Annotated in this window: 16 protein-coding genes and 1 riboswitch; of the genes, 10 read left to right on the top strand and 6 right to left on the bottom strand. The window is 68.7% G+C overall.

From position 1 onward, the window contains the following. The first annotated feature begins 104 nt into the window (after window positions 1–104). The 4 genes from E1161_RS07125 to E1161_RS07110 all read left to right on the top strand — a co-directional run bounded on the left by E1161_RS07125 (window position 105) and on the right by E1161_RS07110 (window position 3,262). Window positions 105–494 (top strand): type II toxin-antitoxin system VapC family toxin, encoded by a 390-nt coding sequence (locus tag E1161_RS07125; protein ID WP_132620834.1) that lies wholly within the window; start codon window positions 105–107, stop codon window positions 492–494. A gap of 102 nt (window positions 495–596) precedes the next feature. Then, window positions 597–1,454, top strand: a complete 858-nt coding sequence (map, locus tag E1161_RS07120; RefSeq protein ID WP_132620833.1) for a type I methionyl aminopeptidase — start codon at window positions 597–599, stop codon at window positions 1,452–1,454. Between the two features lie 57 nt (window positions 1,455–1,511). Continuing rightward, window positions 1,512–1,940: a hypothetical protein gene (locus E1161_RS07115; RefSeq protein WP_132620831.1), complete on the top strand. Its 429-nt coding sequence runs from the start codon at window positions 1,512–1,514 to the stop codon at window positions 1,938–1,940. Window positions 1,941–2,281: 341 nt separating this feature from the next. Continuing rightward, window positions 2,282–3,262 carry a hypothetical protein gene (locus E1161_RS07110; protein ID WP_132620829.1) on the top strand — a complete coding sequence of 327 codons (981 nt, stop codon included), beginning with the start codon at window positions 2,282–2,284 and terminating at the stop codon, window positions 3,260–3,262. A 43-nt stretch (window positions 3,263–3,305) separates the two neighbouring features. On the opposite strand, the gene E1161_RS07105 is transcribed toward E1161_RS07110, so the two are convergent. From E1161_RS07105 to E1161_RS07095, 3 genes are read right to left on the bottom strand one after another with little or no spacing between them, the layout of a single operon-like run. After that, window positions 3,306–4,652, bottom strand: a complete 1,347-nt coding sequence (locus E1161_RS07105; protein WP_132620827.1) for a WXG100 family type VII secretion target — start codon at window positions 4,650–4,652, stop codon at window positions 3,306–3,308. Beyond that, window positions 4,653–4,967 (bottom strand): type VII secretion target, encoded by a 315-nt coding sequence (locus tag E1161_RS07100; RefSeq protein ID WP_165939712.1) that lies wholly within the window; start codon window positions 4,965–4,967, stop codon window positions 4,653–4,655. Window positions 4,968–4,983: 16 nt separating this feature from the next. Then, window positions 4,984–5,505: a YbaB/EbfC family nucleoid-associated protein gene (locus E1161_RS07095; protein ID WP_132620823.1), complete on the bottom strand. Its 522-nt coding sequence runs from the start codon at window positions 5,503–5,505 to the stop codon at window positions 4,984–4,986. Between the two features lie 211 nt (window positions 5,506–5,716). Here E1161_RS07095 and E1161_RS07090 point away from each other — a divergent pair, with 211 nt between their 5' ends. From E1161_RS07090 to E1161_RS07080, 3 genes are all read left to right on the top strand, one after another. Then, window positions 5,717–7,237, top strand: a complete 1,521-nt coding sequence (locus E1161_RS07090; RefSeq protein ID WP_132620821.1) for a cobyric acid synthase — start codon at window positions 5,717–5,719, stop codon at window positions 7,235–7,237. A 119-nt stretch (window positions 7,238–7,356) separates the two neighbouring features. Further along, a complete protein-coding gene (locus E1161_RS07085) occupies window positions 7,357–7,617 on the top strand; it encodes a type II toxin-antitoxin system Phd/YefM family antitoxin (protein WP_132620819.1) in 261 nt (86 codons plus the stop codon). A gap of 45 nt (window positions 7,618–7,662) precedes the next feature. Further along, on the top strand, window positions 7,663–8,394 hold the full coding sequence (locus E1161_RS07080) for a Type 1 glutamine amidotransferase-like domain-containing protein (protein WP_132620817.1): 732 nt from the start codon (window positions 7,663–7,665) through the stop codon (window positions 8,392–8,394). Here E1161_RS07080 and E1161_RS07075 read toward each other — a convergent pair. From E1161_RS07075 to E1161_RS07065, 3 genes are all read right to left on the bottom strand, one after another. Continuing rightward, the gene (locus E1161_RS07075; protein WP_132620815.1) at window positions 8,387–9,784 is read right to left on the bottom strand and encodes a mycothione reductase; all 1,398 of its coding nucleotides are present in this window, start codon (window positions 9,782–9,784) and stop codon (window positions 8,387–8,389) included. The two genes, E1161_RS07080 and E1161_RS07075, sit on opposite strands and share 8 nt — an antisense overlap. A 14-nt stretch (window positions 9,785–9,798) precedes the next feature. Beyond that, window positions 9,799–10,788 carry a VanZ family protein gene (locus E1161_RS07070; RefSeq protein WP_165939711.1) on the bottom strand — a complete coding sequence of 330 codons (990 nt, stop codon included), beginning with the start codon at window positions 10,786–10,788 and terminating at the stop codon, window positions 9,799–9,801. 120 nt (window positions 10,789–10,908) lie between these two features. Next, on the bottom strand, window positions 10,909–11,454 hold the full coding sequence (locus E1161_RS07065) for a YbhB/YbcL family Raf kinase inhibitor-like protein (RefSeq protein WP_132620811.1): 546 nt from the start codon (window positions 11,452–11,454) through the stop codon (window positions 10,909–10,911). Between the two features lie 191 nt (window positions 11,455–11,645). Here E1161_RS07065 and E1161_RS07060 point away from each other — a divergent pair, with 191 nt between their 5' ends. The 3 genes from E1161_RS07060 to E1161_RS07050 are packed head-to-tail and all read left to right on the top strand — an operon-like array spanning window position 11,646 to window position 14,179. Beyond that, entirely contained in the window at window positions 11,646–12,617 is a 972-nt protein-coding gene (locus E1161_RS07060) for a sugar kinase (RefSeq protein WP_235874846.1), read from the top strand. Window positions 12,618–12,620: 3 nt separating this feature from the next. Then, window positions 12,621–13,214, top strand: coding sequence for a bifunctional 4-hydroxy-2-oxoglutarate aldolase/2-dehydro-3-deoxy-phosphogluconate aldolase (locus tag E1161_RS07055; protein WP_235874845.1), 594 nt, complete (start codon window positions 12,621–12,623; stop codon window positions 13,212–13,214). Between the two features lie 53 nt (window positions 13,215–13,267). Next, window positions 13,268–14,179: a D-isomer specific 2-hydroxyacid dehydrogenase family protein gene (locus E1161_RS07050; RefSeq protein WP_132620807.1), complete on the top strand. Its 912-nt coding sequence runs from the start codon at window positions 13,268–13,270 to the stop codon at window positions 14,177–14,179. 282 nt (window positions 14,180–14,461) lie between these two features. Further along, a riboswitch (cobalamin riboswitch) is annotated at window positions 14,462–14,580 on the top strand. The last annotated feature ends 24 nt before the right edge of the window (window positions 14,581–14,604 follow it).

Here is a 14,604-nt window from a genome sequence, read left to right as displayed (position 1 = left end):
ACGCATCGGCCCGCCGTGAGCCCGGCGGGCACCCCGACGAACCGCGCCGGCACCGCCTCCCCCGAAGGCCGTCGGCGTCGCCCCAGGTGTGAACAGGAGTGGTTTTGATCTACTTCGACTCTTCCGCGCTGATCAAGATGATCGCCCCCGAACCGGAGAGCCAGGCGCTGAGCCAGTGGATCCGCGATCGCTGGGAGCAGCCGCGGGTGACCAGCGCGCTGTCCAAGGTCGAGGTGTTGCGCAACTTCCGCGAGCGGGGCCCGGCCGCCGAGGACCTGGCGTCCATCGTGGTGTCCAAGCTGGAGACGCTGCCGGTGCAGCAGGAAGTGCTCGACACGGCCAGCGAGTTGCGCGCGGGGCTCGGCCCGGTGGACGCGATCCACCTCGCCTCTGCCTGTGGCATCCGCAACGAGCCGGTGACCTACGTCTCCTACGACCCGGCGCTGATCGAAGCCGCGAAGGAGGCGGGCCTGTCGACCGCGTCCCCGGCCTGAGCTCTCCCGCATACCGGGTGATGGCGTCCCACATCGCGGATGGTTCCGCGTGGTGCCGTCACCGCCCGGAGTCGTGCCGACCAACGTGGTTAAAGTGGGGGCATGCCGGTTCGAGCCCCGTTGAAGCCAGGCGTTGCGACGCCGCGCCGCCAAGTCCCAGCGCACATCGAGCGTCCCGAGTACGTGGACAAACCGGCTCCCAAGCGCAACACCGACCCTGACGTGCAGCCGCCCGAGGTCATCGAGGCGATGCGCTTCGCGGGCAAGCTTGCCGCCCAGGCGCTGGCCGAAGCGGGCAAGGCGATCCAGCCGGGCGTCACCACCGACTCCGTCGACGCCGTGGTGCACGAGTTCCTGCTCGACCACGGTGCGTACCCGTCGACGCTGGGTTACCGGGGGTTCCAGAAGTCCTGCTGCACCTCGCTCAACGAGGTGATCTGCCACGGCATCCCGGACTCGACGATCATCGAGGACGGCGACATCGTCAACGTCGACGTCACCGGTTACATCGGTGGCGTGCACGGCGACACCAACGCGACCTTCCTGGCAGGCGAAGTCTCCGAGGAGGCCCGCCTGCTGGTCGAGCGCACCCACGAGGCGACGATGCGCGGCATCAAGGCCGCCAAGCCGGGCCGCCAGCTCAACGTGATCGGCCGCGTCATCGAGTCCTACGCCAAGCGCTTCGGGTACGGTGTCGTCCGCGACTTCACCGGCCACGGCATCGGCCGCTCGTTCCACAGCGGACTGGTGATCCTGCACTACGACGAGCCGTCGGTGGACACCGTCCTGGAACCGGGCATGACCTTCACCATCGAGCCGATGATCACCCTCGGCACCCACGAGTACGACATGTGGGAAGACGGCTGGACGGTCACCACCAAGGACAAGAGCTGGACCGCCCAGTTCGAGCACACCATCCTCATCACCGAAGACGGCAACGAAATCCTCACCCAGCAGTGACGGCTGGATCGCCGGATTCCTCGCCGGATGCCGGGAGCCGATCCCCAAGCTGGGCGCGTGCAGACCGAGATGTGGGCGCCCAGCGCATCGGCGAAGGTCGTCCGGTACCGCGAAGGCTGGGGATTCCTGGCGGGGATGTTGTTCCTCCTCGCCTTCGTCGGCTTGTTCTTAGCCGTTGCGCTGTCCCCGGACGAGATCGTCACGCGGAAAGGGCGGGATGCCGCGCCCTACATCGGTTGGTTCTTCACCGTGCTGTTCGGTCCGCTCGCCCTGATCGGGGTGGTCGGCGCGATCGGGATGGTCGCTCAGCTCCACCGCCTCCTCATCGACGAACGCGGCATCTGGCTGCGGATACACGGCAGAGACCGATCTGGTCTCGTGGAGCGAATTGCACGCGATCCACGGTCAGCTCCCGCGCCCCAAGGTCAAAGACGCCCCGAACTCGAAACCGGTCTCCGCGGCTCTGCTGTTCCAGCCGGTCGATGACGGGTTCGCCCGACGCCACAAGCAAATCCTCGACAAACAGCGGGCGGTTCCACCGCGAATCAAACTTCCCGGGAAATCCGTCGTCCACCGCGTCACCCGGGCGGTCTCCGAGCTCCGGCCGGGCCTCCTGCGCTAGCGACCATCTCGGCTGTTTGGTGGCTCTACGCAGCTCAGCGATGCGTTGTTGCGTTATCTCATGTTTCGCGTCTTGGTGTCGCGAATCTCGGCAGTGCAGTACCAGTTGTGCCCGGGTTCCAGGTTTCTGATCTTGCCTTCTTGGCCCGACCGGGTGAGATATCGTCTCGCGAGTGCCGTGCCGTCTGTTTCGGGAGTTTGGATCGATGTCGTCACCACAGCAGTCGCCGGACACCGCTGGTCAGGCGGACCGATCCGGCGGGTCCTCGGCCGATGTGGTCGTGCCCATCGGTATTCAGGCTGTCGGCGCGTTGCTCGTGCTCCTGCCGCTGCACTGGCTCGTCCACGTCGTGGGCTTCGTTCTGATTGGTTTCGGCACGCTGGCCTTCAGCATGGCCTGGAACACCAGGGCCGTTTCGCAACATCCGGAGAGATCACCGGAGCGGATGCGGTGTCGACGAAACGGTTTCGTCGCTCTGAACTACGGCGTCGTGTTGATCGCGATCGCGATCTTGGTCGCTGTTTCGGATCCGTCATCCCGTGTGCGGGGCATCGTCAACGCGATCGCGGCGGTCGTTCCGGTCGTGCTCGGGTTGCGGCTGTTGGTGGCCGCAGGTGGTTCGGAATCTGCTCAAACCGTCCGGCACACGACATGTCGTGCGATCACGGTGATCTTCTTCGTGGTCGCGCTGTTGATCGGGCCCCTGTCCGGCACTGGTTGGGACCTCGCGCTGCTGGCCGTACCGCTGTTCGGTCTGATCCTCCTCTACCGAGGGGTGTCCGGGCTTCCAGCGCCCCGAACACTTCGCATCGCGTGTGCGGTGGGCTTGTTCGCCCTCGCGCTGGCGGGCATGCTCGGCGGCCGCCCAGGCTGGCTGGCAGTGGCCGGTTCGGATCCGGTGCGGTGCCAGGTCCTCGACGCGAATTGGCAAGATTCCACTCGCTCGCCGAACTTCTACACCTACACCGTGCAATGCGGTGGCCAGCGACTTGAATACGATCCGATCGGCTTTGCCGGGCCGTTCGGTTCCGATCTTCAGCTGGTGACCGATCGGAGCGGTGTCGGCGGCCCATTGCACGTGACGGAAGTGCCTGGTGCGCGTGGCGCCGTCTATCTCGGGATCGTCGGAATTTCCGGCGTTCTGTTGGTGCTGGCGCTCATTCCGTGGCGTACTCGGAGGCCGTGAGTGCGTAGCCGGTGCCTTTTCCGGCTACGCACTCACGTGCGGTTCACCGATCGCGGATTTCTTCCACCCGATCGCCCTGGCTGTTCTTGATCTGGTCGGCCCGGCTCTTGTCGTCCGTCTTCGGTTCGGACACTTCGTTCTTCATATCGTCGGCCTTGGTTCCCTCTCGGAAGAGGTCACCTGCGAATTTGTTCACGAAACCGGCGCCTTCGTGGAAGTTCGGAACCGAGTGTGCCATCTGGCCACCGCCGCTGCGCTCCAGAGGCGAGTAGGGCGTGTAGGCATTGGAGATTCCCTCGGCCGTCGAGTTGTTCCACCCTCGATTCCAGTTTTCGTAGGTGTCTCCGGAATCTTTGTACCGCTGCCACGCACTTCCCTGGTACTTCTCGTCGATCTCCTCGCGCCGCCGCTGGTAGTCGGCCTTGCTGTCATCGACCTTCTTCTGTCCCCAGTTGTCCAAGCGTGCGCTGATGCTGGGATCGTTCGACGTGCTCGGCGTCGTATCCGCATTGCTGGCCTGCGTGGACGCGGGTGGTGATTCGGACCCCGATGAACGTGGGCCTGGTGGAGCGTCGGTGGCGCCCGTCGGACGGGTGGGAGCGGGACCATCACCGCCCCGGCCGAAGCGCTTCATGCCGCGGACGATGTCATCGACCTTGGTCAGAAGCGTTTTGAGGCGGCTTACGACCTTGCCGACAGCGCCGATCAATTTGGTCATGTACGACGCGATCTTGCCGAGCAGCATGGCACCGCGTCCCACGGTCCAGGCGGCGAATGCCGCTGCGGCGGCACCGAAGGTCGCGAACGAACCCGCCAATGCGATGACCGCGTTTCGGATGACCTCCCAGATGAAGGTGGCGATCATGTCGCGAACCATGCCCCGCAGGGCCGCAGTGGCGATGCCGCAGTTCGAGATCGTTTCCGACATTCCGGTGCATGCCTTCGAGACGGCGGCGATTTCCTCGCTCAGCTGCCCGTGGCTCTTTCGGAATGCGTCCGCGGCTGACTTCTCCCAGTTCTGCACCTGGCTGTCGAGCGCCTGCTTCTGCTGCTTCGCGATCTCATCCAGCTTCAGCGCGGTGTCGTTCCACTTCTGACAGCCTTTTTTGATCGTGTCAGGGTCGCCCATGAGCGAGTCTAGCCCATCGCGCAGGAAGCTGATGTGTTCAATCAGCCAACTGATCCCGGCGCTGGCCAACGCTCCGAGCGGGTCCATCGCCGCACCCAGCAGATCCAGACCGAAGGCACCGACGTTGAGACCGGCCTCCAAGAAATCGCCTTCGGACAGCCGGCCAAGCGAATCGAAGGTCTGGACGGCGGATTCAACGGGGCCCGCGCCGGACACCGAGTCCGTGGCGCTGTCGAACCCGGTGAAGACTCCTTCTCCCACCTACATCGCCCCCTTGACCTGGTCGATGTTCTGGCCGCCCTGCTCGTCGTCGCGTTCGTAGTCAGCGGCGGCGGCGTTGATGTCGTCGACAGCCCTGTCGATGGACGCCGAGCACTCCTTGAGCTTCTGGGAGAATTCGTCGCTAGCGTTGTCGACGAATTGAGAGAGGATGACGACCAAGGGGCCGAATGCCTCCTCTCCGAGCTTGATCTCGCTGGTGGCCTGAGCGGCATTGCTCACCTGATCGCCTCGCTCATCGAGCCCTTTCGCGAATGAGCGGAGCTCGTCCGGGTTGACTTTGAAGCCGTCACCCATTGTCCACCCCTTCTGATCAGCGCAGGAACGAACGACCGTCGTTGAGGTCGTCGTCGTCATCCCAGCCGGATTGCGGTTCCGGACGCTTCGGTGCGTTCTTCTGCGGTCCTGACGACTCCTTGCCGGTCTGCTGTTCGTCGTCGGGCTGGGGCATGAATCCGGTGATGAAGTCCATCGCGTCGGTACCGCCGAACTGCGGCTCCACGATCTCGGTGATCTTGCGTGCTGCTTCCATTTGGGCCTGTCGCACCGTCTGCATCACGGTCTGGGTGAGCTGGATCGCCGACAGCGAAGTGGCGCGTTGGGAGAACTCGATGTTCTGCAACGCGCCATTGGGAGCGACCTGCACCGTTACCGCTCCGTCACGAGAGGTCGCCGTCGCGTTCGCGCTCTTGATCTGCTCCTGCATTTCTTCTGCGCGGCGTTGCATCTCGGCGGCCTTGGCCTCCAGATCCCGCACGAGGTACTCAGGTTCCATGAGGCCAGACTTTCCCACATTCGGTGTCTGGATTCGGTCACTATGGCGGAAAAACCGCACAGGAAGACCTTGACCCGGTCGGCCTGCGCCGCCCTGGCTGCCTCAGCAGTCTCAAGGGGTGAGTGCCGTGGTCGGAGAGGTGTGGCGCCGGTTGGTTTCGTTCGCGCGCTTGCCCGCTGCCTTCGCGACTTCCTGCTCAGCGTGTCGACCCTGCTCAAACGGCGTTCAGCCCGACGGGCTCTGGTGCTGCCGGATGGGGTAGGAACGGGGTGTGAATGCGCTGCTGATCGCTGGGACGACATCGGATGCGGGGAAGAGCGTGGTGACCGCTGGGATCTGCCGGTGGTTGGCGCGTACCGGAGCGCGGGTCGCTCCGTTCAAGGCGCAGAACATGTCGAACAACTCCGTGGTCACGCCGGACGGCGGGGAGATCGGGCGGGCGCAGGCGGTGCAGGCGGCGGCGTGCGGTGTCGAGCCGTCCGTGCGGTTCAACCCCGTGCTGCTCAAGCCCGGCAGCGACCGGCAGTCGCAGGTCGTGGTGCTCGGCCGCGTCGCCGGTGAGGTGACCGCGTTGTCCTACCGCGAGCGCAAGGCGGCCCTGCTGGACACCGTCGCGTCCACTTTGGACGAGCTGCGGCGTGACCACGACTACGTCGTCTGCGAGGGTGCGGGATCGCCTGCGGAGATCAACCTGCGGGCCAGCGACATCGCCAACATGGGGCTCGCGCAGGCCGCGCGGCTGCCCGTGGTCGTGGTCGGTGACATCGACCGGGGCGGCGTGTTCGCGCAGCTCTTCGGCACCCTGTCGCTGCTGGACGCCGCCGATCAGGCGCTGGTCGCCGGCTTCGTGATCAACAAGTTCCGGGGTGATCCCGAGCTGCTGCGGCCTGGCCTGGACCAGCTGCGGGCGCTGACCGGGCGGCCGGTGCACGGCGTGCTGCCGTGGGCAGAAGACCTGTGGCTCGACGCCGAGGACTCGCTGTCCTACGTCGCCGACGGCGTCGTCGGCCGGCCCGCGCCGCCGCGAGGTGAGCAGTGGTTGCGGGTCGCCGTGCCGCGGTTGCCCCGGATCTCCAACGCCACCGACGTCGAAGCGCTCGCCGCCGAGCCCGGTGTGGCCGTGCGGTTCGTGACCGAGCCCTCCCGGCTCTCCGACGCCGATCTGGTGGTGCTGCCCGGTTCGAAGTCCACGGTGGCCGACCTGGCGTGGCTGCGCGAGAGCGGCCTGGCCGAGGCGATCCGCGAGCACGCGCGGGCGGGGCTTCCGGTGGCCGGGATCTGCGGCGGGTTCCAGATGCTGACCAGACGCATCCACGACGAGGTCGAGTCCGGGTCCGGTGCAGTAGACGGGCTCGGGTTGCTCGACCTCGAGATCGACTTCGATCGCGAGAAAACGCTGGCCAGGCCGCGTGGTGAGGCGTTCGGCGAAGACGTCGCGGGCTACGAGATCCATCACGGCGTCGAGGTCCGCCGAGGTGACCTGCCGCCGCTGATCACGCTCCCCGACGGCGAAGGGGAAGGCGGGATCTCGGGGCCGGTGCTGGGCACGCACTGGCACGGTCTGTTCGAGAACGACGACTTCCGGCGCGAATTCCTCGGCTGGGCCGCCGGGCTGGCCGGTCGGGACGGTTTCCGCGCCGCCGAGGACACCGTGTTCGCCGACATCCGCGACGCGCAGCTCGACCTGCTCGGCGACCTCGTGTCCAAGCACCTCGACACCGATGCGCTGCGCCGCCTCCTCGACGGCGGCGCGCCAACGGGTCTGCCGCGTCTGGCCGCAGGACTCAGTTGACGCATTTCCCGACAGAGCGGGGCGAAAGGGACTTGCTTCGAGGTGGGGTGTAGGCAGAACTGCCCAACCAACTACCCGGTTCGGTCTCAAGATCAGCGTGATGCAGGTAACTTGTCGGCATGGCTGTTGAGTTTTCCGTGGATGAAGCCCGCGAGCGGCTGACCGAGCTGCTCGACCGCGCCGAAGCCGGCGAGCACATCGTGATCACCCGCTTCGGTGCCCCGGCGGTGTCGCTCGAACCGACCCCGGTCCCCGCGGAGCGTCGCGGAGGCTTCGCCGCCGGAGTGGTCGCGGCGTCCTGGGCCGCGCCCGCGGCCGACGGGACCTTCGACATGGGCACCGACTACTGGGCTGATCCGGAACCATCCGTCCCCGCCTGAGCAGAACCGCGGGTCGCTCGGCGGTGAGCTGGATAGCCTTCGGACATGCCCGCTGACGCCCCGACGATCCTCGCCACCAGTGGCGGGATCAGCGCATCCGATCGCCTGCCGTGGGGGATCGGAGCGCTGACCCGGCACGCCGTCGACCTCTCCGGGACCACCGGCCGCGCGCCGCGCGTGTGCCTCCTGGCCACCGCGGTCGGTGACGACGCCGGGCTGATCGGCACCTTCTACGCCAACGCCGTCGCTGAGGGCTGGCAACCCAGCCACCTGGCGCTGTTCCCCATGCCGAACATCGACGACGTGCGCGAGCACCTGCTGACCAGGGACGTCGTGTGGGTCTGGGGCGGCAGCGTCGCCGGGCTCCTGGCGATGTGGCGGCTGCACCGCCTCGACGAGGTGCTCCGCGAGGCGTGGCAGGCGGGGGTCGTGCTCACCGGCGTGTCGGCCGGGTCGATCTGCTGGCACGCGGGCGGCACCACCGACTCGTTCGGTCCCGAGCTGCGGCCCGTCACCAACGGCCTCGGTCTGCTGCCGCACTCCAACGGAGTGCACTACGACAGCGAACCCCGACGGCGTCCGCTTCTCCAGCGCCTGATCGCAGAGGGGACGCTGCCGCCGGGTTACGCCACCGCCGACGGTGCAGGTCTGCTCTACCGGGGCACCGAACTCGTCGAGGCGCTCTCCGAGAAGCGCCGCGCAGGGGCCTACCGGGTCGATCGCGGCCCGGACGGGACCGCGGTCGAAACGCCGTTGGACGTGCGCCGGATCAGTTGAGCGGCAGGTTGAGCAGCGCGTTCTCCAGCAGTTCCGGCATCGCCGGGTGGATCCAGTACTGGCCGCGAGCCATGCTGCGCGCGTCCAGGCCGAAGTGCATGGCCTGGATGATCGGTTGCAGCAGCGTCGGCGCCTGCGGGCCGATGACGTGCGCGCCGATCAGCAGCCCGGTGTTCGGGTCGGCCAGCAGCTTGGCGAAACCGGTGGTGTCCTCCATCGCCCAGCCGTAGGCGATGCCCGCGTAGTCCTGGGTGGAGGTGACGTACTCGACGCCCCGCTGCTGGGCCTGCTGCTCGGTGAGGCCGACCGCGGCGATCTGCGGACCGGAGAACACCGCGTGCGGCACGAAGCGGTGGTCGGAGGAGATCGGGGCCTCGGGGTGCAGGAGGTTGTGCTGCACGACGCGGGTCTCGTGGTTGGCGACGTGCTTGAGCTCGTGCTCCGAGCTGATGTCGCCGAGCGCCCACACGCCCTCGACCGAGGCGCGCTGGGTGTCGTCGACCGCGATCTTGCCCTCGTCGGTGAGCTCCAGCCCACCGGTCGCCGCGTCGATCAGATCGGCGTTGGGAGTTCGCCCGACCGCGACCAGCAGCTTCTCGGCTTCGACGGATTCCGCGCCCTCCGGGCCCTCCAGGTTCAGCCGGATCGCATCGCCGGTCTTCTCGGCGGAGACGACCTTGCGGTTGAGCCGCAGGTCCCAGCGGCGGGCGGCGATTTCGGTGAACCGGGTGGCCACGTCGGCGTCCTCGACGCGCAGCACCTTGCCCGAGCGGCCGATCATGGTGACCTCAACGCCCAGCGAGCTGAAGACGTGCGCGAACTCGGCGCCGATGAAACCGGTGCCCACGATGATCATCCGGCGGGGGAGCTCGTCCAGGCGCATCACGGTGTCGCTGGTGTGCACCTCGACCTGGTCCAGGCCGGGGATCTCGGGGATGACTGGGCGGCCACCGGCGGCGACCACGAAGCGGTCGGCGGTGATCGTCTCAGCGCCGTCGGCGGTCTGGACGGTCAGCTGCTTGACGTCGGTGAACGTGGCCTCGCCCGTCAGCAGGGTCACGTTGGGCGAGCCCTCGGCCCGGTAGCGGCGGCCGCCTTCGGAGATCGGGTCGATGCGGCCGAAGATGCGGTCGCGGACCTCCGGCCAGCGCACGCCGCGGCGTTCGAGGTCGACACCGAGCCCGGCGCCGGCTTCGGGGGCGCCCGCGACGTCGGCGGTGTGCACGAACATCTTCGTCGGGATGCAGCCGACGTTGAGGCAGGTGCCGCCGTAGGCGTCGTTGGGGCCGATGCCCTTCTCGACGACGGCCACGTTCCAGTCGGCGAACCGGTCGTCGAGGATCGAGTTGCCGGAGCCGGAGCCGATGATGACTAGATCGAAATGCCGCACGGTTCCATCCTGCCTCACTTGGTGCGGGCCGTCGCCGGTCCGCGGACGTCGGTCAGTTCCAACCCGGAGAGCCGCCCGGTGATTCCACGCCGATCTCTGTCCCAGATCACACCGATCGCGTGCGCGGCGCACCACAGCAGGCCGAGCACCCCGCTCGGCGCTCCCCTCGCCAGCTCGCATGCGCCCTGCAGCAGCGCGAGGCCCCCGGCGCCCAGCGTCCAGCGCAGGACGGCGGCTCGTCCGCCGGCTGAGGGCGCCCGCAGCAGGACCAGCCGCTGACCGGGCGTGCCGTCCGAGGTCAGGGCGGCGAACAGCAACAGCAGCGCCGGGACCAGCCACGCCGCGGTCACCTGCAACTCCGTCGAGGGCGGGATGCCTGCCCAGCGCAGGGCGAAGCCGGTCAGGTGAACGCAGGTGACGCCCAGCCACCACAGCAGCAGGCCGTCGCAGCACATCCCCAGCAGCCGACGACCGACGGTCAACGGACGCGGTTCGCTGGCGCGTCGACCACTGCCCGCTGGAATCCGGTGCAGCAGCGGGGCCAGCAGGCTTCCGAGCGCGGCCCCGGTGGTGTTGGCGATGACGTCGTCGACGTCGAACACCCGGTGGGGGCACGGGAACCGGAACCACAGCCCGGTCAGCTGGGTGACCTCGACGAACGCCGACAGGACGGCGCCGGCCAGCGCCGCCACCGGTGGGGCGCGGCGCAGCAGCGCGCCCAGCGGGACGAACAGCGCGACGTTGCAGGCGAACTGCTCGACCCCCACGGCGCTGGTGAGCGCCGACAGCGGGCGCAGTTGCACGGGGAAGCAGGAGGTGCCGGTGGGCGGCAGGACGTAGCAGCCCAGCGCGATCGCGTAGAGCAGCGTCGCGAAGCGCAGCACGGCCGTTCCCGCGCCCAGCTCGCCGTGCCGGCGGTAGCGACCGGCGACGAACGACGGCAGCAGCAGCGCGGCGACCCCGGTCGCGATCACCGCGGCGGTGGAACCCGGCAGCAGACTCATCTCTCGCACCTCCCTCATGAAAGAAGAGGCGCGAACACCCTCAACAGATACATCTCTTCCGGGTGATGACGACGTCGCGCCCGCCCGGACTGGTCCGGGCGGGCGCGACGTCGTGCGGAATCAGTGCTGGTAGGTGGGGGTGATGACGGCGCGGCCGACGGTGTGGAAGGCCAGGTTGAAGCTGACCACCGCCGCCGAGGCGTTCTCGTCCACGCCGAGCTCCTCGGTGTCCACCGCGTGCACCACGAAGTAGTAGCGGTGCGGCCGGTCGCCGGGCGGCGGGGCAGCACCGCCGAAGGCGCGCTCGCCCATGTCGTTGGCGACGTGGAACGAACCCGCCGGGATGTTCTGGCCGCTGCGGTTGCCCGCGTCGGCGGCCAGCTCGGTGACGTCGGCGGGAACGTCGACGAGGGTCCAGTGCCAGAACCCGCCGGGGATCGGTGCGTCCGGGTCGAAGCAGGTGACCACGAAGCTCTTGGCGGTCTCCGGGAAACCCGACCAGCTCAGCTGCGGCGACACGTTCTGCCCGTCCGCGCCCATCCCGTCGTAGGCATGGGCCTTCGGCATGGCCCGGCCGTCGGCCACGTCGGTGGAGGTGACGGTGAACGCGGGGACCGAAGGCAGGAACGAGTACGGATCAGGATCGATCGGGCGCTCCAGACTCATGCGAGCATCCTCCTTTTCCTGGTGGCTGTGGGAATGATCGTTGTCGATCACCGGGCACAGCCTAGGAGAACCCACGCCGGTGCGGCCCGCCGGTTCTACCCGCCTGGTTGCGCCTCATGCAATGGGAGGTGTGCAATTCGCAGCGGTGTCTGGCTAAGCTGTCGCCCGTCCCAGTGATGGCAGGAGGAAACGTGGCGCAGGTGGGCAACGAGGCCGAGGTGTTGTGCCTGGGAGAGACCATGTCGCTGGTCGCCCCGGCCGCCCCGCTCCCCCTCGAAGAGGCCCCCGCGTTCACGCTCTCCGCCGGTGGCGCCGAGTCAAACGTGGCCGTTCACCTGGCCTCCCTCGGACACCACGTGCGGTGGGCCAGCCGCCTTGGTGATGATCCGCTCGGGCGGCGCGTGGCCGCCTCCATCGCGGGCGCGGGCGTCGACACCGGCCTGGTCGAGATGCGTTCCGAGGCACCGACCGGCGTCTACTTCAAGGACCCCGGGCCGGACGGAACCCGAGTCCACTACTACCGCGCGGGCTCGGCTGCCTCGACGATGGACCAGGACTTCCTCGCCGACGACGTCATCGACGCCGCCCGCGTCGTGCACATCAGCGGCATCACCCCGGCGCTGTCCGAGGGCTGCGACCGGCTGACCCGACGGCTGCTGACCCGCCCCCGCCGTGGCCCGATCTCCTTCGACGTGAACCACCGGCCGACGCTGTGGTCGGCTCGGCAGGCCGCCCCGGTGCTCGCCGAGCTCGCCCAGCTCGCCGACGTCGTGTTCGTCGGACTCGACGAAGCCGCCACCCTGTGGGGTGTGAGAACCGCCGACGACGTGCGGGAACTGCTCGACTCACCGGTCACCGTCGTGGTCAAGGACGGAGCCGAGGCCGCCTACGCGCTCGGCGAGCGCCGCACCGTCGTGCCCGCCCCGACCGTCGAGGTCGTCGAACCGGTCGGCGCCGGTGACGCCTTCGCGGCCGGTTTCCTCTCCGGGGTGCTGCGCGGCGAGGACGACGAGAACTGCCTGCGCCGCGGGCACCTGCTGGCCGCGCACAGCTTGCGCAGCACCGAGGACCACACCGCACCGCCCGACGCCGATTCGCTCGCGCGCTGGCTGGCGCTCGACGAGGAGCAGTGGGGCGCGCTGCGATTCGACGGGAGTGAGTGAGAAGTGCCCTTCCTGGAGGAGTTGTTCGCCACGCCGGTGATGGCAATCCTGCGCGGCATGGACCCGCAGCGGACCGCGGAGCTGGCTGAACGAGCCTGGGACCTGGGCATCGACGCCGTCGAAGTCCCGATCGAGACGCCGAAGGCCGAGCCCTCCCTGGCAGCGGCCGTGCGCGCCGGAGCCGAACGCGGCCGCCCGGTCGGCGCGGGAACGATCATCACCCCCGAACAGCTCCGCACCGCCCGCGACCTGGGCGCGGCCTTCACCATCGCGCCCGGCCTGGATGCCGAGGTCGTGCGGTTGAGCGCCGAACTCGACCTGCCGCACGTGCCCGGGGTGGCCACGCCCAGCGAGGTCCAGCAGGCGTTGCGCCTCGGGTTGTCGTGGGTGAAGGCGTTCCCCGCCGCTGAGCTGGGCAGCAGCTGGTTCCGCGCGGTGAAGGGCCCCTTCCCCTCGCTGCGCCTGGTGGCCACCGGCGGGATGAACGCCCGCAACGCTCCCGAGTTCTTGCGGGCCGGAGCCGACGTGGTCGCGGTCGGTTCGGCGCTGGAGGATGAGTCCCAGCTGCCCGCGCTGGCACAGCTCGTCGAGGGCTGACGTTCCCCCCCCCCGGGGGGGACGCGTTCGCAGTTCGTGAGAGAGGAAGAGTCGTGAAGGTCCACGTTGGTCCGGTCGCCCAGCCCGAGCTGGAAGCCGCCGTGGTAGCGGCCGGTGCTGAGCTCAGCTCGGCGGAGGAGGCGAACGCGCTGGTCTGGTTCGGCGGGGAGCCGAGCCGGTTCGGCGAGTACGACCGCCCGGACCTGGAATGGGTGCAGCTGCCTTCGGCCGGCATCGAATCCTGGGTGGCCTCCGGCGCGCTGCGCGAGGACCTGACCTTCACCTCGGCCGCGGGCACCTTCGCCCAGACCGTCGCCGAGCACACCCTCGGCCTGATGCTCGCAGGTTCGCGGCAGCTCGTCGCGATGGCGCGAGCCACCACCTGGCAGCGTCCCGAGGGCATGCGCAGCCTCGCCGGCTCGACCGTCGGCATCATCGGCGCTGGTGGGATCGGCAAGGCGCTGATCGAGATGCTGCGTCCCTTCGTCGTCCGGGTGCTGGCGGTCAACCGCTCCGGCAAGCCGGTGCTGGGCGCCGAGCGGACCTGGCCGTCCGAGGATGCCGACGGGGTGCGGGAGCTGCTCGCGGAGTCGGACTTCGTGGTGGTGGCGGCTCCGGCGACCTCGGCGACCTCGAAGCTCATCGACGCCGCCGCGTTGCGGGCGATGAAGTCCGACGCGTGGCTGATCAACATCGCGCGGGGTTCGCTGGTCGACACCGAGGCGCTGGTCGATGCCCTGGACGCCGGCCGGATCGGCGGTGCCGCGCTCGACGTCACCGACCCGGAACCGCTGCCCGACGGGCACCCGCTGTTCACCCACCCGCGCGCGCTGATCTCCCCGCACACGGCCAACCCGCCGTCGCTGCAGATGCCGGCCCTGGCGCGCAGGGTCGAGGAGAACGTCCGCCGCCACATGGCAGGCCAACCACTCCTGGGCCTGGTCAACGTAGCCGCCGGCTACTGAACAACACGTCAGGCAAGCGGCGGAGCCGCTCTCCTCCACCACCGGCGAGACCGGCACCGCCGGGGGGTTCTGAGCGGCTTCGGGGGGTGGGACGCCGCGACGCCGAGCACCGGCATGCATCAGCGGCGCCAGGAGCCGCGCAGCCGCTCGAGTCCTCCCCCTGCACCGGTGAGCAAGACGAGTCGCAGTGGGTGGAGGAGATCTTTCTCGCGAAATCGTCGGTGGGGTGGTGGGTGATCGCGGGGTCGATAGGATGGCTGCGCCAGTACGGCGGTGACGTGGAGGAACCCGGTGTGAGGCCGGGGCGGTCGCGCCACTGTGACCGGGGAGCGGAACCCGACAGCCACGGCCTGCGCAGGGCTGGGAGGCGGGACACCGCGAGGATCCGGGAGCCAGGAACTCCTGCCGCCGTGACCCCCGCCGGG

It is taken from the genome of Saccharopolyspora aridisoli (assembly GCF_004348445.1).
GTDB lineage: Bacteria > Actinomycetota > Actinomycetes > Mycobacteriales > Pseudonocardiaceae > Saccharopolyspora > Saccharopolyspora aridisoli.
Note: the sequence above shows the minus strand (reverse complement) of the source record. Positions and strands in the feature narration are given on the sequence as shown.